The sequence below is a fragment of the Streptomyces sp. NPDC028419 genome (genome assembly GCF_055565515.1).
The window spans coordinates 21,319-39,188 of the sequence record NZ_JBVHUE010000056.1 but is presented as its reverse complement, the minus strand read 5'-3'; the positions used below and the strand labels follow the sequence as shown (position 1 = coordinate 39,188).

The following is a 17,870-nucleotide window of genomic DNA, read 5'->3' as shown; positions in this document are numbered from 1 at the left end:
CCCCCCCCCCCCCCCCCCCCCCCCCCCCCCCCCCCCCCCCCCCCCCCCCCCCCCCCCCCCCCCCCCCCCCCCCCCCCCCCCCCCCCCCCCCGGTCCGCGGCGGCCGGTGGCTCAGAGGTTCTGCTGCTTGATGATGTCCTCCAGGGAGCCGGTGGGCAGGCTGCCCCCGGGGCTCAGCTTGTCGACCGCCTGGGGCAGCGCCTGGGCGATCTGGTCGGCCGCCTCCTGCGGGCTGACGCCGGCCTGCTGGGCGGCCTGCTGTAGGGCCTCGTCCGGCAGGGCCTCGGCGATCTGGGCACCGCTGACCGGCTGGTTGTCGCCCGTACCGACCCACGACTGGGCCTGGTCGACGAGGCCGGACTTGGTCAGCATGTCCAGCAGCCCGCCGAGCGGGTTGTTGCCGCCGCCGGCCGCCTGGGCGCCGCCACCGCCGCCGGCTCCGCCGAGCGCGCTGAGCAGGGCGCCGAGGATGTTGCCCGCGCCGCCGCCCTGGCCGCCGCTCCCGCCGCCGCCGAGGAGACCGCCGAGGAGACCGCCGAGGTCGTTACCCGCCATCGTCATGCCTTTCGAAGAGGGAGCCGGGGCGCACGGCACTGGGCCCGCCCGGCGTCGAGACACGGCCAATGTCACCCGAACCGGACGGGGCCGCCACTGGGCGGCGTCCGGCCCCGCGTCCTGCGGTAGAACGGGCGGCATGATCTTCCACATCGTCGCCCTCGCCGACTGGTCCGCCGCGCCGGAGCGCCCGTACGCCCCGCCCTCGCTCGACTCGGAGGGCTTCGTCCACTGTTCGGGTGACGCCGCCACCGCGCTCGCCATCGCGGACGCGCACTACGCCGCCGTGCCCGGGCCGCTGCTCGCGCTCGAACTCGACGAGGCGGCCCTGACCTCGCCGGTCCGCCGGGAGGGTGAATCCGGCGGCCGTTACCCGCACGTCCACGGCCCGTTGAACCGGGACGCGGTGATCCGCGTGTGGGAGGTCGTACGGACACCGGGTCGCCCGGCGGAACTGGCTCCGCCGGCGCCCGACCACTGACCGGAGCGGGTCGGCGGAGCGGCGGAGGGCGGCGCGGCAGGCTTCTCACGGAGCCCGCGACGCGCCAGGATGCTGCTGCCCCACCGACCACCCCAGCAAGGAGATGTCATGAGCGAGCCCACGCGCACCGCCCGGCGCACGGTACTGGCGGCAGGGGCGGTGGCCCTGGCGGGCGGCGCGCTCACGGCGTGCGGCGGCGGTGACGAGAAGCCGGCGGGCGGGCCCTCCGCCGCCCCGAGCCAGCCGGACGCCTCGGCGGCGCCCCCGGCCCCCGCGTCGTCCTCGGCCGAGGGCGGGGCGACCGGCAAGGCCCTGCTGAAGGCCTCGGCGGTACCGGTGGGCGGGGGCACGGTCCTCAAGGACGAGAAGCTCGTGGTCACCCAGCCCACGGCCGGCTCCTACCGCTGCTTCACGGCCGTCTGCACCCACCAGGGCTGCGTCGTGAACAAGGTGGAGAACGGCACCATCGACTGCCCGTGCCACGGCAGCAAGTTCCAGGTCGCGGACGGGTCCGTGGCCCACGGTCCGGCGACCCGGCCGCTGGCGGAGAAGAAGATCGTGGTGTCCGCGGCGGGCGAGATCTCCCTCGCCTGACGGCGATATCCCTTCGCGGGGCGGGCCGCCACCCGCCTACGCTGCGGCGATGGAGAAGGACGACGAGCGGGCGCTGACGCTGGTGCGCGAGCACACGGTCTACGCGTGCGTGATGGGGTCGCGGGCGTTCGGTCTGGCGACGGGCGCGAGCGACACCGACCGGCGCGGTGTCTACCTCGCCCCGACCCCGCTGTACTGGCGGTTCGAGAAGCCGCCGACGCATGTGGAGGGGCCCCGGGAGGAGGAGTTCTCCTGGGAGCTGGAGCGCTTCTGCGAGCTGGCCCTGCGCGCCAACCCCAACATCCTGGAGTGCCTGCACTCCCCGCTGGTGGAACGGTTGACCCCGGTGGGCGAGGAACTCCTCTCGCTCCGCGGGGCGTTCCTGTCCCGGCGCGCGCACACCACCTTCACCCGCTACGCGACCGCGCAGCGCGCCAAGCTGCGGACGGACGTCCGGGTGCACGGCGCCCCGCGCTGGAAGCACGCGATGCACCTGCTGCGCCTGCTGGAGTCCTGCCGGGACCTGCTGCGCACCGGCGAGCTGTCGATCGACGTCGGCGAGCGGCGCGAGGGCCTGCTCGCCGTCAAGCGCGGCGAGGTCCCGTGGCCCGAGGTGGAGGCCCTGATGGCGAGCCTGGAGGCGCAGTGCGAGGCCGCCCTCGCCACCTCCCCCCTCCCCGCCGACCCGGACCTCCCCCGCGTCGAGGACTTCCTCACCCGCACCCGCCACACCTCAGCCACCTGACCCCGGGAGCCGCCTCGCCCCCGCCACCCCCAGCCCCGCCGGCGATTGAGGCGCCGCCGGAGGCACGACACCCGGCAGGGCCAGGAGCAGCCAACCCCGCCACCCCCAGCCCCGCCGGCGATTGAGGCGCCGCCGGAGGCACAACACCCGGCAGGGCCGGGGGCAGCCACCCCCACCACCTCCAGCCCCGCCGGCGATTGAGGCGCCGCCGGAGGCACGACGCCCGGCGGGGCCGGGGGCGCCGACGCCCCATGTGAACAGCGCGACTCACACGTCCCAGAGGGCACCGAAGGCCAGGAGTTCGTCGCGGTACTCGATGCGGCCCTCCCAGTCGCGGGGCCAGACGTCCGCACCGAGGTGGGCGCCCGCGAAGGCACCCGTGAGGCAGGCGATCGAATCCGAGTCGCCCGCCGTACAGGCGGCCCGTCGCAGCGCGGTCAGCGGCTCCTCGGGGAAGAGCAGGAAGCAGTGCAGGGCCGTGGCCAGGGCCTCCTCCGCGATCCAGCCGTCACCGGTGGTCAGGCAGGGGTCCGTCTCCGGGGAGGGTTCGCGCAGGGCGGCCGACAGCCGGTCCAAGACGGCCAGGCAGTCGTCCCAGCCGCGGGCCATGTACGACTCGGGCGAGACATCGGCCGTGGTGCGCTGCCACAGGTCGCCGAGCCACCGCTCGTGGTAGCGGGTGCGGTTGTCGAGGGCGTACGAGCGCAGCAGCCCGACCAGCCCCGTCACCTCGGCGCCCTGGGCCAGCAGGTACACGGCGTGCGCGGTGAGGTCGGAGGCCGCGAGTGCGGTCGGGTGCCCGTGGGTGAGGGCCGACTGGAGCTGGGCCGCGCCGGCCCGCTCCTCCTCGGTCCAGCCCGGTACGAGCCCCACCGGGACCACCCGCATGTTCGCCCCGCAGCCCTTCGAGCCGACCTGGCTGGCGTCGCGCCAGTCGCGGTCCGGCTGCGCCAACAGGGAGCAGGCGACCATGCAGGTGCGGCCCGGGGCGCGGTTGTTCTCGGGCGAGCGGTACCACTCGACGAACTCCTCGCGGACCGGCCGGGCGAGCCGCAGCGGGGCGAGCGGACCCCGCTCGGCGGCCGTCCGCATCCCGCGGGCGAGGGCCAGGGTCATCTGGGTGTCGTCGGTGACGATCGCCGGCCGCGGCAGTGCCATCTGCCGCCAGGGGCCCGTCTTGGCGAGGATCGAGGGGACGTCGTTGAACTCGGTCGGGAAGCCGAGGGCGTCGCCCAGGGCCAGCCCGGTCATCGCCCCCGTCGCCGCCCGTTTGGTGGTCGTGGTCATCGTGTGGGTCCTTCCGAGGGGCGGAGCAGGGGCGGGTGGAGGGCGGTCGCCGGCCCGGCCCGGTAGAGCGCGGCCGGTTTGCCGCGGCCGCCGGTCAGCCGGGCGGCGCCCGGCACGGCGTCGACGAAGCCGGGGGTGGCGAGCACCTTGCGGCGGAAGTTGGGCCGGTCCAGGGCCGTGTCCCAGACGGTCTCGTAGACGCCCTGGAGCTCCCCGAGCGTGAACTCGGGCGGGCAGAAGGCGGTGGCCAGGCAGGTGTACTCCAGCTTCGCGCCGATCCGCTCGCGCGCGTCGGCCAGGATCACCGCGTGGTCGAAGGCCAGTTCGGCGGCCGGGCCGCGGGCCTCCCCGAGCGGCGTCCAGCGCGCGTGCTCGGCGTCGCCGCCGCCCGCCGCGGCCGGTTCGGGCAGGTCGGGGACCAGCGCGGTGAAGGCGACCGAGACGACCCGCATCCGGGGGTCCCGGTCGGGTTCGCTGTAGGTCCGCAGCTGTTCCAGGTGAAGGTCGGCGACCACCGCACCGGGCAGCCCGGTCTCCTCGGCGAGCTCGCGGCGGGCGGCGGCCTCGGCCGACTCCCGGGGCAGCACGAAGCCGCCGGGCAGCGCCCAGGCCCCGGCGTACGGTTCCTGGCCGCGCCGGATCAGCAGGACGTGCAGCCGTGCCTCCCGCACGGTGAAGACGGCGAGGTCGACGGCGACGGCGAACGGCTCGAAGGCGGCCGGGTCGTACCCGGCGGGGCGCGCGGCGCGGGGCGGGGCGCTCACCGGTGCTCCAGGGGCCGTACGTCCTCGGGGAGCGGGTCGGCGAAGTACCAGCCCTCCGCGAGCAGCCCGTCGACCGCCGCGACGGCCGTCTCCAGCCGCTCCTCGCGGTCCCCGCCGATGACGAGGAAGCGCCGGCCGGTGCGGGTGAGTTCCTCGTGGAACCGGCCGGTCATCCAGGGGCGCAGCTGCGGCCCGTCGCGCAGCCCGTCGTCCTCGAAGGGAACGCCCTCGTGGTCGGTGAGCAGGTACAGGTCCCGTCGGGGCCCGGAGCGGGCGATCTCCTCCACCTCCGCGCTGCGGGCGCCGAGGTAGCGCTCGTGCCAGATGCCGGTGGCGAAGGAGTCGGTGTCGCAGAAGAGCACCGGGGAGCCGAGCCGGGCCGCCGCGTCCTCGTCCGCGTCCTGACGGCGCGCGATCACCGGGAACTCGGCGGAGGCGAAGGCGACATCGGCCCAGTCCGCCGCCGGGTCCGCGGCGCGCAGGGCCGCCAGCTTCTCCTCGCTGTAGCGGCGCCCGTACTCGGCGACCCAGCCGGTCTTCGCCCAGACCCCGCCCCGGCGCCGGTAGTGCGCGGCCAGCGCTCGGGACAGGGTGGTGGTGCCGGTGGACTCGGCGCCGAGGACGACGACCCGCCGGGCGAGCGCGGCCCGTACGCCCGGGCCGAGGAACTCCCAGGTGCCCACGGGGTCCGCGCGCACCGCCGTCCCGGAGACCGGGAAGAGGGAGCGGGCGGGGTCGACGCTGACCTCCTCGGCGCCGAAGCGCCGGGCCAGCTCGGTCCCGTACTCCTCGGAGGTGAAGACGGCGTCCACCGGCTCGCCGACGGCGCCCCGGAAGACCGCCATGTGGGCCTCCCAGACCGCCGGGTCCAGGAGGTCCACCGGGATGTCGTCCACCGCGCCGACGACCCGCGCCCCCGGGTGCGCCTCGCGCATCCAGGCGACCCGGTCGGCGAGCGGCACCGACTCGACGGAGGCCGCGCAGACCAGGACGGTCAGCCGCTCGCACTGGTCCTGGGCGGTCCGCACCAGGTGGTGGTGGCCGGCGTGCGGCGGGTAGAACTTCCCGAGCACCAGCCCGTGCCCGTGGCGCCGCCCGTGCGCGCTCACGCGCCCGCTCCCAGGGCCGCGGTACGGGCGCCGGACGCGGCGTTCAGCTCGCGCCGCCAGGCGCGCAGCCCGATCAGGCACAGGGCGAGGAAGCCGGCGTAGAGCACGGAGGTCAGGTAGAGGCCCTTGTAGGCGTACAGCGGGATGTACACGAGGTCGGCCGCGATCCACAGCCACCAGGACTCGACGAGCTTGCGGCACTGCCCGTAGGTGGCCGCGAGCGAGAGCCCGGTGGTGAGCGCGTCCCAGAAGGGCACGGTGGAGTCGCTGACCCGCCCGAGGAGCAGGGTGAGGGCGAGGACCCCCACCGCCCCCGCCGCGGCCAGCCAGGTCCATTCGGTGCGCGTGGTGGCGCGCACCGGCAGGGCCTCGGCCGTTCCCGGTCCACCCCCGTGGGTCCAGGACCACCAGCCGTACGCGGCGAGGGCGATGAAGACGATCTGCAGCCCGGCGTCGGCGTAGAGGCCGGCCCCGGCGAAGAGCGCGATGAAGAAGACGTTGTTGGCGATGCCGATCGGCCAGTTGGCGACGTGCTGGCGGGCCACCAGCCAGACGCACAGGGCGCCGGTGGCGAAGCCGAGTACCTCGGTCCAGCCCATGACCGCCCCCCTTCTTTAATAGTCACCCTGACTATAAAGCGGGACGGGGGCGCCGGGCAAGGGAAAAGCCCGCGGCGCCGGTGGCGCCGCGGGCTCTCCTGGGTGGTGCGGTGGTGCGGGGTGGTGACCCGCGGCCTGGCTAGAGGCCGACCTCGCGCATGAGCATGCCGACCTCGGTGTTGGTCAGGCGGCGCAGCCAGCCCGACTTCTGGTCGCCCAGCTCGATCGGGCCGAAGGCGGTCCGCACGAGCTTCTCGACCGGGAAGCCGGCCTCGGCCAGCATGCGGCGGACGATGTGCTTGCGGCCCTCGTGGAGGGTCACCTCGACCAGGTAGTTCTTGCCGAGCTGGTCGACGACGCGGAAGTGGTCGGCGCGGGCGTAGCCGTCCTCCAGCTCGATGCCGTCCTTGAGGCGCTTGCCGATGTCACGCGGCAGCGGGCCGGTGATGGCGGCGACGTACGTCTTCTTCACGCCGTACTTCGGGTGCGTGAGGCGGTGGGCCAGCTCACCGTGGTTGGTGAGCAGGATGATGCCCTCGGTCTCCGTGTCGAGCCGACCGACGTGGAACAGCCGCGTCTCGCGGTTGGTGACGTAGTCGCCGAGGCACTGGCGGCCGTCCGGGTCCTCCATCGTGGAGACGACGCCCGCGGGCTTGTTCAGCGCGAAGAACAGGTACGACTGGGTGGCGACGGTCAGGCCGTCCACCTTGATCTCGTCCGACGGCTGGACGCGCTTGCCCTGCTCCAGCACGATCTCGCCGTTGACCTCGACGCGCGACTGCTGGATCAGCTCTTCGCACGCCCGGCGCGAACCCATGCCCGCACGGGCGAGCACCTTCTGCAGGCGCTCCCCCTCCTCCTCGGCGCCCGGGAAGGTCTTCGGGGTCTTGATCTCGGGCTTGTCCGCGTAGCGGTCGCGCACGCGCTCTTCGATCCGCGCCTCCAGCTCGCGCGGCTTGGACCGGCCGCTGCGGCTGCCGGGGCCGATCCGCGGGCCGCCCGCGCCGCCGATGGCGGGGGTCCGGGAGGTCTTGGGGCCGCCCTTGGCGCCACCGCGCGCCGCCGCGCCGCGCGCACCGCCACCGCGGTTGCCGTCGGCCGCGCCGCGGGCACCGCCGCCGCCCGCCTTGGCACCGCCGCGACCGTTGCGCTCGCCCTCGGGGCCGACGTCGTAGCGGCGCTCCTCGGGGCGGGGGTTGCGGATCCGCGGGGCCGGGGCCTGGTCGCGGTCGCGCGCGTCGGAGCCGCCCTGGTAACCGCCACCCTGGTAGCCCCCGCGGGAGCCGCCGCCCTGGTAGCCGCCACCGGAGGAGGAGCCGCCACGCGAGCCGCCGCCCTGGTAGCCGCCGGAGCCGCCACCCTGGTAGCCACCACCGGAGGAGGAGCCGCCGGAGGACGAGCCACCACGCGAGCCGCCGCCCTGGTAGCCGCCGGAGCCGCCACCCTGGTAGCCGCCACCGCGGGAGGAGCCGCCGGCGGAGGAGCCGCCGCGGGAGTTACCACCGCCGGAGGAGCCGCCGCCGCGGTAGTTGCCGCCGCCGGAGGAGGAGCCGCCGCGGGAGTTACCACCGCGTCCGCCACCACCGCCGCCGCTGTTCCTGTTGCCGCCGCCGTTGCCGTTGCCGCTGCTTCGCATCAAAGTTCCGTCGTCTTGTCGTCTTCAGAATCGTCCGGGGCGTACGCCTCGTCCGGATCGAACGACGGCACACCCTCCAGCGTCTCTGCTTCGATCGCGTCCGCCTCGGGGAGGAAGGGCGCGAGCTCCGGGAGCTCGTCCAGGCCGCGCAGGCCCATCCGCTCCAGAAAGTAGTTCGTCGTCCTGTACAGGATCGCACCTGTTTCGGGTTCCGTCCCCGCCTCGGCCACCAGACCGCGCTGCAGGAGGGTCCGCATGACCCCGTCGCAGTTGACTCCGCGCACCGCCGAGACCCGCGAGCGGCTCACCGGCTGACGGTAGGCGACCACCGCCAGCGTCTCCAGCGCGGCCTGCGTGAGCCGGGCCTGCTGGCCGTCCAGGACGAAGCCCTCCACGGCCGCCGCGTACTGCGGTCGGCTGTAGAACCGCCAGCCCCCGGCGATCAGCCGCAGCTCGAAGCCGCGGCCCTGGCGGGTGTACTCGTCGGCCAGCTCCCGCAGGGCGAGCGCCACCTCCCGGGGCGTGCGCTCCAGCACCTTGGCCAGGTGGGCCTCGGTCGCGGGCTCGTCGACCACCATCAGTACGGCCTCCAGCGCCGGCCCCAGCGCCAGCTCTCCCACGTCACTCATCCCGCGCGCCTTCCCCGGTCCGGTCGAACTCGTCACTCACGGTCAACGGCGCCGGGACGCCGTCCGCGCCCGCCGCGCCGGTCCAGCGGACGGTGAGCGTCCGCAGGGCCTCCTCCTGCTCCAGGACGACCACCTTCTCCCGGTACAGCTCCAGCAGCGCCAGGAAGCGCGCCACCACCGTGAGGGTGTCCCCCGTGTCCTCGGTCAGCTCCTCGAAGGTGGCCTCGCCGCGGGCCCGCAGGATCCGCACGACGACCTCCGCCTGCTCCCGGACGCTGACGAGCGGTGCGTGGATGTGGTCGACGTACACCTCGGGCCGGGCCCGGGGCTGCATGGCCTTGACCGCGAGCCGCGCGAAGCCCTCGGGGCCGATGCCGAGGACCACCTCCGGCAGCAGTGCGGCGTGGTGCGGCTCCAGCCCGACGGTGCGGGGGTGGCGCCGGCCCTCGTCCTCGGCACGCTGCTCGAAGATCGTGGCGATGCGTTTGTACGCGCGGTACTGGAGCAGTCGGGCGAAGAGCAGGTCCCGCGCCTCCAGCAGCGCCAGGTCCGCCTCGTCCTCCACTTCGGCGACCGGCAGCAGCCGGGCGGCCTTGAGGTCGAGGAGGGTGGCGGCGACGACGAGGAACTCGGTGGTCTGGTCGAGGTCCCAGTCGGGCCCCATGGCCCGGATGTGCGCCATGAACTCGTCGGTGACCCGGGAGAGGGCGACCTCCGTGACGTCGAGCTTCTGCCGCGAGATCAGCTGGAGCAGCAGGTCGAAGGGACCCTCGAAGTTCGCCAGCCGCAGCCTGAAGCGGCCGTCGCCCGCCACGACCCCCGGATCCTGCGCCCCCGGATCCTGCGCACCGGGATCCCCGGGCGCGGCGTCGGGCGCTCCCGTCGGCTCCCCGGGCTCCTCCCGCGGCCCGTCGGGCTCCGCGGCGCGCGCGTCCCGCGCCCCGGACCCGTCACGAAGGCCCTCAGCGGGCCCCTGAGGCCCTCGCACGACCTCTGGGCCCGCCACGGCCGGCGAGGGCCGCGCGGGCTCCACGGCGCCCTCCGGCGGTTCGGGAGCGGCCCGGCCGGGGCCACGGCCCAGGCTGCGGCGGGCGGGACGGCCGGGGTCGGCGGTCGAGGGAGGCATCGCGGTCCAGGGAGTGCGGGGGCGGAACGGTCGTTACGGCCCCCATGCTGCCGCCTCCGCCCCGGCGGGGCGGGACGCGGCGTACGAGCGGCGGGTCAGCGCCCGCGCAGGCGGCGGACCAGGATGCTCGCGTCCCCGCGGGACTCCAGATCGGCCAGGACGACCGCGACGGCCTCGCGCACGATCCGCCCGCGGTCCACCGCGAGCCCGTGCTCGCCGCGCAGCACCAGCCGCGCGTGCTCCAGGTCCATCAGCTCTTCGGCGGAGACGTAGACCGTGATCTTCTCGTCGTGCCGCTCGCGCCCGCTGGGCCGCCGGTTCGCCCCGCGGCCCTTGCCGCGCCGCTGCTCGCCGCCGCCGGCCCCGCCGACGGAGCTGACAGAACCTTCCTGCGGCCTGCGCTGCTGGCCCACGGCGCCCGCGGCGGACTCCGCCTCCCGGCTGCGCCCCTCCGCCCCCGCGTCCTCCGCGGTGGCGGTGTGCTCCGTCCGGACCGACGCACCGCCCGCGGCCGTGGCCGCGTCCTCGGCCGCGCGTCGCGGCGAGGACGACTGGAGGGCGGTCCCCCCGGTCGTGCGGAACAGTTCGTCGGCTCCGGGCAGACTCACTCGGCGGGACACCGGGCGAGCACCTCCCTGGCCAACTGGCGGTAGGCGGCGGCGCCGACGGAGTTGGACGCGTACGTGGTGATCGGCTCACCGGCGACCGTGGTCTCCGGGAAGCGCACCGTACGGCCGATGACGGTGTGGTAGACGTGGTCGTCGAAGGCCTCGACGACCCGCGCCAGCACCTCGCGGCTGTGCACCGTACGGGAGTCGTACATCGTGGCGAGGATGCCGTCGAGCTCCAACTCGGGGTTGAGCCGCTCCTGCACCTTCTCGATGGTCTCGGTCAGCAGCGCCACGCCGCGCAGCGCGAAGAACTCGCACTCCAGCGGGACGATGACCTTGTGAGCCGCCGTCAGGGCGTTCACGGTCAGCAGACCGAGCGAGGGCTGACAGTCGATCACGATGTAGTCGTAGTCGGCCATCAGCGGCTTCAGCGCCCGCTGGAGCGTCGACTCGCGCGCGACCTCGCTGACCAACTGCACTTCGGCCGCGGAGAGGTCGATGTTGCTGGGCAGCAGGTCCATGTTCGGGACCGCCGTCTTCAGCAGCACCTCGTCGGCCGACATCCCCCGCTCCATGAGCAGGTTGTAGACCGTCAGGTCGAGTTCCATCGGATTCACGCCGAGGCCCACGGACAGCGCGCCCTGCGGGTCGAAGTCGACGAGCAGCACGCGGCGCCCGTACTCGGCGAGGGCGGCACCCAGGTTGATGGTCGACGTGGTCTTGCCCACGCCGCCCTTCTGGTTGCACATCGCGATGATCTTCGCCGGACCGTGGTCGGTCAGCGGACCCGGGATCGGGAAGTACGGCAGCGGCCGTCCGGTCGGGCCGATCCGCTCCCGGCGCTGGCGGGCAGCGTCGGGCGCGAGGGTGGCCGCGTACTCGGGGTCGGGCTCGTACTCGGCGTCGGGGTCGTAGAAGTGCCCTTCGGGCACCACGTCATAGTCGGCGAAACCAGTGGGCTTTTCGCCGCTCAGGTCGCCGGCCCTGGAGTTCACGTCTAGGCCGTCCATGCTCTTTTGGGGCGTCGTCAGGTGCTGGTGGTTTGCGAAGGTGCGTACCGCGACGGAGCCGACAGCCTCGAGTCCCACAGGACCCTGGCCCCGCGCAGGCATCCCTGCTTGGCCACCTCCAGGAGCAAATGTCGACTCATTCACAAGTCGTCTTACCTCCTTGGACGTGACCAGGACACTTATCGATAGGTCAGCGTGGCACCATGCCGACGGTTGGCGACTCTATGGCGTGTCACCGCTCCGCAGCAACACAATCCGCCGGACCCGCCGCGTTGTGTCGGCAACCGAACACCACTCTGTCAAGGGCGTGCGAGCTGTCACTGCGAAGTTTCACGGGTGCGCGAATCGGTTAAAGGGTTACGTTCGAGGCGAGTTGAGCGGGGTCGCCGCGGGCCTCGAAACACCTCCGGCCGGACCTTGCTGACAAGGTCCGGCCGGATACGTGAGATTGACGTCAGTCGTTGACGGGAAGCCGTCGACCGATGTCGACCGCGCGTGTCGGATCAGCCGAGGAGCGAGCTCAGCTCCAGGGTCGGCAGGCCGTGGGCCTCGGCGACCGGGCCGTAAACGACCTGTCCGTCATGGGTGTTGAGACCCAGCGCGAGCGCGGCGTCGCGACGCAGCGCCTCGACCCAGCCGTTGTTCGCCAGCGACACGATGTAGGGCAGCGTGGCGTTGGTGAGGGCGTAGGTGGAGGTGTTCGGCACCGCGCCCGGCATGTTGGCGACGCAGTAGAAGACCGAGTTGTGGACCTCGAAGGTCGGCTCGGCGTGGGTGGTCGGACGGGAGTCCTCGAAGCAGCCGCCCTGGTCGATCGCAATGTCGACAAGGACACTTCCGGGCTTCATCCGGGAGACCAGCTCGTTGGTGACCAGCTTCGGGGCCTTCGCACCCGGGATGAGCACCGCACCGATGACGAGGTCGGCCTCCAGGACCGCCTTCTCCAGCTCGAAGGCGTTGGAGACGATCGTCTGGATCTTCGTGCCGAAGATCTTGTCGGCCTCGCGCAGCTTGTTGATGTCGCGGTCGAGCAGGGTCACGTGGAAGCCCATGCCGATGGCGATCTGCGCGGCGTTCCAGCCGGAGACGCCGCCGCCGATGACGACGGCCTTCGCGGCCTGGGTGCCGGGGACGCCGCCGGGGAGGATGCCGCGGCCACCGACCGAGCGCATCAGGTGGTAGGCGCCGACCTGCGGGGCGAGGCGGCCCGCGACCTCGGACATCGGGGCGAGCAGCGGGAGGGCGCGGTTGGCCAGCTCGACCGTCTCGTACGCGATGGCGGTGGTGCCGGACTCCAGCAGCGCGTCCGTGCACTCGCGGGAGGCCGCGAGGTGCAGGTAGGTGAAGAGGGTCTGGTCCTTGCGGAGGCGGTGGTACTCCTCCGCGATGGGCTCCTTGACCTTCAGCAGCAGGTCGGCCGTGGCCCAGACCTCGTCGGCGGTACCGAGGATCTCGGCGCCGGCCGAGACGTACTCGGCGTCCGTGATCGAGGAGCCGACACCGGCGTTCTGCTCGACGAAGACCTGGTGGCCGCCCCGGACCAGCTCATGCACGCCGGCGGGCGTGATGGCGACCCGGAACTCGTTGTTCTTGACCTCGCGGGGGATGCCGACCTTCATCGTCGATCACGGTCCTTGGCTCAGGGGAAATTACGGGGTACTTCCATACATACCCGCCCACAAGAACGCGCAACGGGATGCACCACGGGATGCCGCGGTGAACCCAGTCTAATGAAGGATGAGTCGCTGTCTAGCCTTGCAAACGAATAATCTTAGTCGGAACCACTACGGATTTCGCAGGCTGCGGGGTCATCTCCCAGCAATCTGTCGGCCGTGGCCCGGTGCAGTCTGGCGGCCGCGGGGTCGCCGAGGCGGTCGAGCGTGTCGGCGAGCCGGACCTGGAGCGCGGCCTGCAACCGCAGATCACCGGCCTTGCGCGCCAGCTCGACCGCCTCGCGGCAGGTGTGCAGCGATTCCTCCGGCCGCCCGGCGTACTCGCGCACCCGTGCCATTTCGCTCAACGCCTTTGCCTGGCCCGGGACATCGGCCAGCTTGCGGTAGCCCGCCGAGGCCGCGCGCCAACTGCGCAGCGCGTCCCCGTAGCGACCCGCGTAGGTGTGCACGTTGCCGAGCCGCCCGTACAGCCTCGCCTCGTCCGCTCGCTCCCCCCTCGCGAGGGCCTGGGACAGCGCTCGACCGAACCAGTCCGCGGCCCGGTGCCAGTCCCCCAGCTCCTGGTAGGCGCCGCCTACGGATTCCATCGCGCGGCCGGTCGCGTAGGGGTCGTTCGCCGCCCGTCCCGCGTCCAGCGCGGCCCGGTAGCGCTCCAGGGCCTCGTGCGTACGTCCGGTCTCGGCATCCAGGTCGGCCAGGTTCAGCAGGGCCGCGGCCTGCTCGCGGTGCAGCCCGCGGCGCTCGGCGACGTCCAGCACGAGGCGGTGCAGCCCGTAGAGCTCGGGCGCCGCCTCCGCGGTGCCGCGGTGCTCGGCCAGCGCCCGTACGAGGGCCGCGACCAGGCGCCGGGCCAGGGTGTCCAGCTCGCCGTCCGCGACGGCCAGCGCGGCGGCCGCGGTCAGCGCGGGCAGCCGGCCGTCCAGCCAGCGGGCGGCGGCCCTGCGGTCCGGGAAGCGCAGGGTGCGCGGCAGCCCGTCGAGCATCTCCCGTACGGCGTCCTCGTCCTCCTCGGCCATGGCCCGGCAGGAGTGCAGCAGCCGGACGGTGCGCTCCAGCATCCGGGCCCGGGCCAGCTGGACCTCGGCCGTGCGTTCCTTGGCCTCCAGGAGCGCCTGGAGCAGCGGGGCGAGGCAGCCGGGCAGCAGGTACTGGCCGTCGGCCTCGGGGCGCAGCAGCGCCAGCCCGGCGAAGTCCTCCAGCGTGGACTGGGCCGCCGCGACGGAGCAGCCGGCGAGGGCCGAGGCGATGTGCGAGTCGACCACCCCGGCCGGGGCGAGCGGCAGCAGCCGCAGGCTGCGCTGGGCGGGCTGCGGAAGGGATTCGTAGACCAGCCGGAAGGCGCGGGCCAGCGGGCCCGCTGTGCCGGCGGGCATGTCGTGGAGCTGCTTGGCCACGTCGGCGACGGCGGCCTTGGGGTGGGCCGCCAGGTAGCCCCCGGCCAGGGCGAGCGCGGCCGGCTGGCCCCCGCAGGCCTCGGCGAGCGCCTCGGCGGCGCGTGGGTCGGCGGTGACGCGGGTGGCGCCCATGCGCTGGGCGAGCAGTTCCACGGCGGAGGGGGTGTCGAGGCCGCCCAGGGTGCAGGGGCGGACGTCCGGGATCCCGGTGAGGGGGCCCTCGGCGGTCACCACGACCAGGCACTCGGGGGTGTCCGGCAGCAGCGCGTCCACCTGGTGCGGGTCGGCGGCGTCGTCGACCAGGAGGATCGCCCGCCGGTCGGCGAGCGCCTCGCGCAGCGCGGAGCTCAGCTCGTCCTCGGCGGCGCCGGGCGGGGTGGGCCGGCCGAGCGCCTCCAGCAGGCCCCTGACGACCCGTTCCGTGGCGACGGGCGCGCCGCCGGGGGCGGTGAGCCGGGTCCGGAGCACCCCGTCGGGGTACTCGTCGGCCACCTCGCCCACGAACGCCTCGGCGAGGGCGCTGCGCCCGCTTCCGGGGCGCCCCGCCACGAGCAGCACCCGCGCCCGCGGCGCCTTGGCCTTGCGGCCGGAGAGGGTGTCGAGCCCGGTCCTGGCGATGTCTTCGCGCAGCTCCTTGAGCTCGCGCCTCCGCCCGACGAAATCCGTCACGGATCCGCTCCTCTCCCTGCCCTCGGGGATCCCGAGAGTAGTTCACACAGAGCGACGAACCGGGTGGAGCGCGGCGGACAAATCGCCCGATCGGATCAGCGGATGGTCACACCATCCCTCCCCGGAGGCCCGATGGCCCCTCATGCCTCCGGCGGCGCCTCAAACGCCGGCGAGGCTGGAGTCAGCTGGCCGCGGACCTTCTCAACCCCGCCGGCGTTCGAGCCGCCACCGGAGGCAGAAACGACCCACCACAGCCAGCCCCACCAAGCCCCGCCGGCGATTGAGGCGCCGCCGGAGGCACGAGGCACGCGGCCGCCCGCACCCGGCCACACCCAGCCCCGCCGGCGATTGCGGCGCCGCCGGAGGCAGGGACGACCCACCGCACCCGGCCCCCACCAAGCCCCGCCGGCGTTTGAGGCGCCGCCGGAGGCACGGGGCACGCAGCCGCCCGCACCCGGCCGCATCCAGCCCCGCCGGCGATTGAGGCGCCGCCGGAGGCAGGGAGGGGCCACTGCGGCCGGCCACGGGCAGAGGCACGCGCCACCCGCGCCCAGCGGCCCCGCACCGCGCCCCGCAGGGCTAGGCCCCGTACGGCCGGGCCGGCCACGGCGCGTCGGCCGGCCGCAGCGAGCCCACGCCACCCCCCGAGAGCGCGGCCGACAACGCCAGCACCCCCGTCACCAGCCCGGGATTGGCCAGCTCCCCCGCCAACACCCCCCGCACCAGCTCCCCCACCGGCACCCGCACCAGCTCCATGTCCGCCTCCTCGTCGGAGCCCGCGTACCGCTCCTCCTGCGACTCCGCGAGGTCCCGCGCCAGGAAGATCCGGATCGCCTCGTCGGACCCCCCGGGCGAGGCGAAGAAGTCGGCCAGCACCCACCAGGACCCGGCCTTGACGTGGGTCTCCTCGTACAGCTCCCGCTGCGCCGCGTGCAACGGGTTCTCCCCGACCACGTCGAGCAGCCCGGCCGGCAGCTCCCACAGCCGGTGCCGCACGGGGTGCCGGTACTGCCGCAGCACCAGCACCCGGTCCTCCTCGTCCAGCGCCAGCACGCACACCGATCCCGGGTGCACCTGGTAGTCGCGCCGGACGACGGTCCCGTCCGGCATCCGGACCTGGTCCGAGCGGACCGCCGTCTTCGCGCCCTCGAACGGCGTGCGCGCGGCGACGACCTCCCACGACTCCGCCGTGTCAGTGATGCCCATGGCCATACCCTCCCGGGAAACGCGACAGCCGGGGCACGATCCCGTGCCCCGGCTGCCTACGTTATCGACCGCTACGCGGTCGGACGTGCGCTCACTTGCCCTGCTGGCGCGCCACGGCGGCCTTGACCAGGCCCGCGAAGAGCGGGTGCGGGCGGGTCGGACGCGAGCGCAGCTCCGGGTGGGCCTGGGTGGCCACCAGGTAGGGGTGCACCTCGCGCGGGTACTCGACGTACTCGACGAGCTTGTTGTCCGGGGAGGTACCGGAGAAGACGAGGCCCGCCTTCTTCTCCAGCTCGCCGCGGTAGGCGTTGTTCACCTCGTAGCGGTGGCGGTGGCGCTCCTCGACGTACGGCTGGTCGGCGTAGACCTCGCGCACGATCGAGCCCTCGGCGAGCTTCGCCGGGTACATGCCCAGGCGCATGGTGCCGCCCAGGTCGCCCGCGCCCTCGACGAAGGCCAGCTGCTCCTCCATCGTGGAGATCACCGGGTTCGGGGTGGAGGCGTCGAACTCGGTGGAGTTCGCGTCCTCGATGCCGGCCAGGTTGCGCGCGGCCTCGATGACCACGCACTGCAGGCCCAGGCACAGGCCGAGCAGCGGGACCTTGTTCTCGCGGGCGTAGGTGATCGCGCCGACCTTGCCGTTGACACCGCGGTCGCCGAAGCCGCCGGGCACGCAGATCGCGTCCACGTCGGACAGCTGCGCGGCGGCGCCCGCCGGGGTCTTGCAGTCGTCGGAGGTGACCCACTTGATCTGGACGCGGGCCTTGTTGGCGAAACCGCCGGCGCGCAGCGCCTCGGTCACCGACAGGTAGGCGTCGGGCAGGTCGATGTACTTGCCGACGAGCGCGACCTTGACCTCGTGGTCGGGGTTGTGGACCCGGTCCAGCAGGTCCTCCCAGACCCTCCAGTCCACGTCGCGGAACGGCAGGTCGAGCTTGCGCACGACGTAGGCGTCCAGGCCCTCGGTGTGCAGCACCTTGGGGATGTCGTAGATCGACTTGGCGTCGATCGCGGCGACGACCGCGGCCTCGTCGACGTCGCACATCAGCGAGATCTTGCGCTTGATCGAGGTCGGGACCTCGCGGTCGGCGCGCAGCACGATCGCGTCGGGCTGGATGCCGATGTTGCGCAGGGCGGCGACCGAGTGCTGGGTCGGCTTGGTCTTCAGCTCGCCGGAGGGGCCGATGTAGGGCAGCAGCGAGATGTGCACGACGAAGACGTTGTCGCGGCCGACCTCGTGGCGGACCTGGCGGACGGTCTCCAGGAACGGCAGCGACTCGATGTCGCCGACCGTGCCGCCGACCTCGGTGATCACGACGTCGACGTCGTCGGTCGCCATCCGCCGGATGCGGTGCTTGATCTCGTTGGTGATGTGCGGGATGACCTGCACGGTGTCGCCGAGGTACTCGCCGCGCCGCTCCTTGGCGATCACCTGCGAGTAGACCTGGCCGGTCGTGACGTTGGCCGAGCCGTCGAGGTCGACGTCGAGGAAGCGCTCGTAGTGGCCGATGTCCAGGTCGGTCTCGGCGCCGTCGTTGGTGACGAACACCTCGCCGTGCTGGAACGGGTTCATCGTGCCCGGGTCGACGTTCAGGTAGGGGTCGAGCTTCTGCATCGTGACCCGCAGGCCCCGCGCCTTCAGCAGCGCACCCAGGCTGGAGGCCGTCAGACCCTTGCCGAGGGACGAAGCGACACCCCCGGTGACGAAGATGTGCTTGGTCGTCATGGCTGTGCTGTTTCGAAAAGCAGCGGGCGGCGTCGCCAAGAGGGGGCTCCCGTGGT

Annotated in this window: 17 protein-coding genes; 3 read left to right on the top strand and 14 right to left on the bottom strand. The window is 73.7% G+C overall.

The features are described from left to right. Window positions 1-111: 111 nt before the first annotated feature. Window positions 112-594 carry a YidB family protein gene (locus ACZ4UB_RS37645; RefSeq protein WP_468077499.1) on the bottom strand — a complete coding sequence of 161 codons (483 nt, stop codon included), beginning with the start codon at window positions 592-594 and terminating at the stop codon, window positions 112-114. A 100-nt stretch (window positions 595-694) separates the two neighbouring features. Here ACZ4UB_RS37645 and ACZ4UB_RS37640 point away from each other — a divergent pair, with 100 nt between their 5' ends. The 3 genes from ACZ4UB_RS37640 to ACZ4UB_RS37630 all read left to right on the top strand — a co-directional run bounded on the left by ACZ4UB_RS37640 (window position 695) and on the right by ACZ4UB_RS37630 (window position 2,375). Next, complete coding sequence (locus ACZ4UB_RS37640; RefSeq protein ID WP_354384111.1) at window positions 695-1,036, top strand: DUF952 domain-containing protein; 342 nt, start codon at window positions 695-697, stop codon at window positions 1,034-1,036. 108 nt (window positions 1,037-1,144) lie between these two features. Next, on the top strand, window positions 1,145-1,630 hold the full coding sequence (locus ACZ4UB_RS37635; RefSeq protein ID WP_354384110.1) for a Rieske (2Fe-2S) protein: 486 nt from the start codon (window positions 1,145-1,147) through the stop codon (window positions 1,628-1,630). 49 nt (window positions 1,631-1,679) lie between these two features. Beyond that, complete coding sequence (locus ACZ4UB_RS37630; RefSeq protein ID WP_468077490.1) at window positions 1,680-2,375, top strand: nucleotidyltransferase domain-containing protein; 696 nt, start codon at window positions 1,680-1,682, stop codon at window positions 2,373-2,375. A gap of 267 nt (window positions 2,376-2,642) precedes the next feature. On the opposite strand, the gene ACZ4UB_RS37625 is transcribed toward ACZ4UB_RS37630, so the two are convergent. The 13 genes from ACZ4UB_RS37625 to ACZ4UB_RS37565 all read right to left on the bottom strand — a co-directional run bounded on the left by ACZ4UB_RS37625 (window position 2,643) and on the right by ACZ4UB_RS37565 (window position 17,814). Beyond that, window positions 2,643-3,662: an ADP-ribosylglycohydrolase family protein gene (locus tag ACZ4UB_RS37625; RefSeq protein ID WP_468077488.1), complete on the bottom strand. Its 1,020-nt coding sequence runs from the start codon at window positions 3,660-3,662 to the stop codon at window positions 2,643-2,645. Further along, the gene (locus ACZ4UB_RS37620; RefSeq protein ID WP_468077486.1) at window positions 3,659-4,426 is read right to left on the bottom strand and encodes an NUDIX hydrolase; all 768 of its coding nucleotides are present in this window, start codon (window positions 4,424-4,426) and stop codon (window positions 3,659-3,661) included. The genes ACZ4UB_RS37625 and ACZ4UB_RS37620 overlap by 4 nt, the downstream gene beginning before the upstream one ends. Further along, window positions 4,423-5,535, bottom strand: coding sequence for an AAA family ATPase (locus ACZ4UB_RS37615; protein ID WP_468077484.1), 1,113 nt, complete (start codon window positions 5,533-5,535; stop codon window positions 4,423-4,425). The genes ACZ4UB_RS37620 and ACZ4UB_RS37615 overlap by 4 nt, the downstream gene beginning before the upstream one ends. Then, window positions 5,532-6,134: a nicotinamide riboside transporter PnuC gene (pnuC, locus tag ACZ4UB_RS37610; protein WP_468077482.1), complete on the bottom strand. Its 603-nt coding sequence runs from the start codon at window positions 6,132-6,134 to the stop codon at window positions 5,532-5,534. Before pnuC ends, ACZ4UB_RS37615 begins: the two co-directional genes overlap by 4 nt. Before the next feature lie 139 nt (window positions 6,135-6,273). Next, window positions 6,274-7,770, bottom strand: a complete 1,497-nt coding sequence (locus ACZ4UB_RS37605) for a pseudouridine synthase (protein ID WP_468077480.1) — start codon at window positions 7,768-7,770, stop codon at window positions 6,274-6,276. Continuing rightward, window positions 7,770-8,399, bottom strand: coding sequence for an SMC-Scp complex subunit ScpB (gene scpB, locus ACZ4UB_RS37600; protein WP_354384103.1), 630 nt, complete (start codon window positions 8,397-8,399; stop codon window positions 7,770-7,772). Before scpB ends, ACZ4UB_RS37605 begins: the two co-directional genes overlap by 1 nt. After that, window positions 8,392-9,525 carry a segregation and condensation protein A gene (locus tag ACZ4UB_RS37595; RefSeq protein ID WP_468077477.1) on the bottom strand — a complete coding sequence of 378 codons (1,134 nt, stop codon included), beginning with the start codon at window positions 9,523-9,525 and terminating at the stop codon, window positions 8,392-8,394. The genes scpB and ACZ4UB_RS37595 overlap by 8 nt, the downstream gene beginning before the upstream one ends. A 95-nt stretch (window positions 9,526-9,620) precedes the next feature. Continuing rightward, the gene (locus ACZ4UB_RS37590) at window positions 9,621-10,145 is read right to left on the bottom strand and encodes a hypothetical protein (RefSeq protein ID WP_468077475.1); all 525 of its coding nucleotides are present in this window, start codon (window positions 10,143-10,145) and stop codon (window positions 9,621-9,623) included. After that, window positions 10,130-11,248 carry a ParA family protein gene (locus tag ACZ4UB_RS37585; protein ID WP_330329685.1) on the bottom strand — a complete coding sequence of 373 codons (1,119 nt, stop codon included), beginning with the start codon at window positions 11,246-11,248 and terminating at the stop codon, window positions 10,130-10,132. The genes ACZ4UB_RS37590 and ACZ4UB_RS37585 overlap by 16 nt, the downstream gene beginning before the upstream one ends. A 401-nt stretch (window positions 11,249-11,649) precedes the next feature. After that, on the bottom strand, window positions 11,650-12,765 hold the full coding sequence (gene ald / locus ACZ4UB_RS37580; RefSeq protein ID WP_354384100.1) for an alanine dehydrogenase: 1,116 nt from the start codon (window positions 12,763-12,765) through the stop codon (window positions 11,650-11,652). A 152-nt stretch (window positions 12,766-12,917) separates the two neighbouring features. Then, on the bottom strand, window positions 12,918-14,882 hold the full coding sequence (locus tag ACZ4UB_RS37575) for a tetratricopeptide repeat protein (protein ID WP_468077473.1): 1,965 nt from the start codon (window positions 14,880-14,882) through the stop codon (window positions 12,918-12,920). A gap of 579 nt (window positions 14,883-15,461) precedes the next feature. Further along, complete coding sequence (locus tag ACZ4UB_RS37570; RefSeq protein WP_468077471.1) at window positions 15,462-16,088, bottom strand: NUDIX domain-containing protein; 627 nt, start codon at window positions 16,086-16,088, stop codon at window positions 15,462-15,464. A gap of 91 nt (window positions 16,089-16,179) precedes the next feature. After that, a complete protein-coding gene (locus ACZ4UB_RS37565; protein ID WP_354384097.1) occupies window positions 16,180-17,814 on the bottom strand; it encodes a CTP synthase in 1,635 nt (544 codons plus the stop codon). Between the last annotated feature and the right edge of the window lie 56 nt (window positions 17,815-17,870).

Coding starts and splice junctions, on each gene's coding strand:
- ACZ4UB_RS37595 (WP_468077477.1), bottom strand. CDS start 9,525: ATGCCTCCCTCGACCGCCGACCCCGGCCGTCCCGCCCGCCGCAGCCTG.
- ACZ4UB_RS37640 (WP_354384111.1), top strand. CDS start 695: ATGATCTTCCACATCGTCGCCCTCGCCGACTGGTCCGCCGCGCCGGAG.
- scpB (WP_354384103.1), bottom strand. CDS start 8,399: ATGAGTGACGTGGGAGAGCTGGCGCTGGGGCCGGCGCTGGAGGCCGTA.
- ACZ4UB_RS37635 (WP_354384110.1), top strand. CDS start 1,145: ATGAGCGAGCCCACGCGCACCGCCCGGCGCACGGTACTGGCGGCAGGG.
- ACZ4UB_RS37625 (WP_468077488.1), bottom strand. CDS start 3,662: ATGACCACGACCACCAAACGGGCGGCGACGGGGGCGATGACCGGGCTG.
- pnuC (WP_468077482.1), bottom strand. CDS start 6,134: ATGGGCTGGACCGAGGTACTCGGCTTCGCCACCGGCGCCCTGTGCGTC.
- ACZ4UB_RS37585 (WP_330329685.1), bottom strand. CDS start 11,248: ATGCCTGCGCGGGGCCAGGGTCCTGTGGGACTCGAGGCTGTCGGCTCC.
- ACZ4UB_RS37630 (WP_468077490.1), top strand. CDS start 1,680: ATGGAGAAGGACGACGAGCGGGCGCTGACGCTGGTGCGCGAGCACACG.
- ACZ4UB_RS37605 (WP_468077480.1), bottom strand. CDS start 7,770: ATGCGAAGCAGCGGCAACGGCAACGGCGGCGGCAACAGGAACAGCGGC.
- ACZ4UB_RS37565 (WP_354384097.1), bottom strand. CDS start 17,814: ATGACGACCAAGCACATCTTCGTCACCGGGGGTGTCGCTTCGTCCCTC.
- ACZ4UB_RS37570 (WP_468077471.1), bottom strand. CDS start 16,088: ATGGGCATCACTGACACGGCGGAGTCGTGGGAGGTCGTCGCCGCGCGC.
- ald (WP_354384100.1), bottom strand. CDS start 12,765: ATGAAGGTCGGCATCCCCCGCGAGGTCAAGAACAACGAGTTCCGGGTC.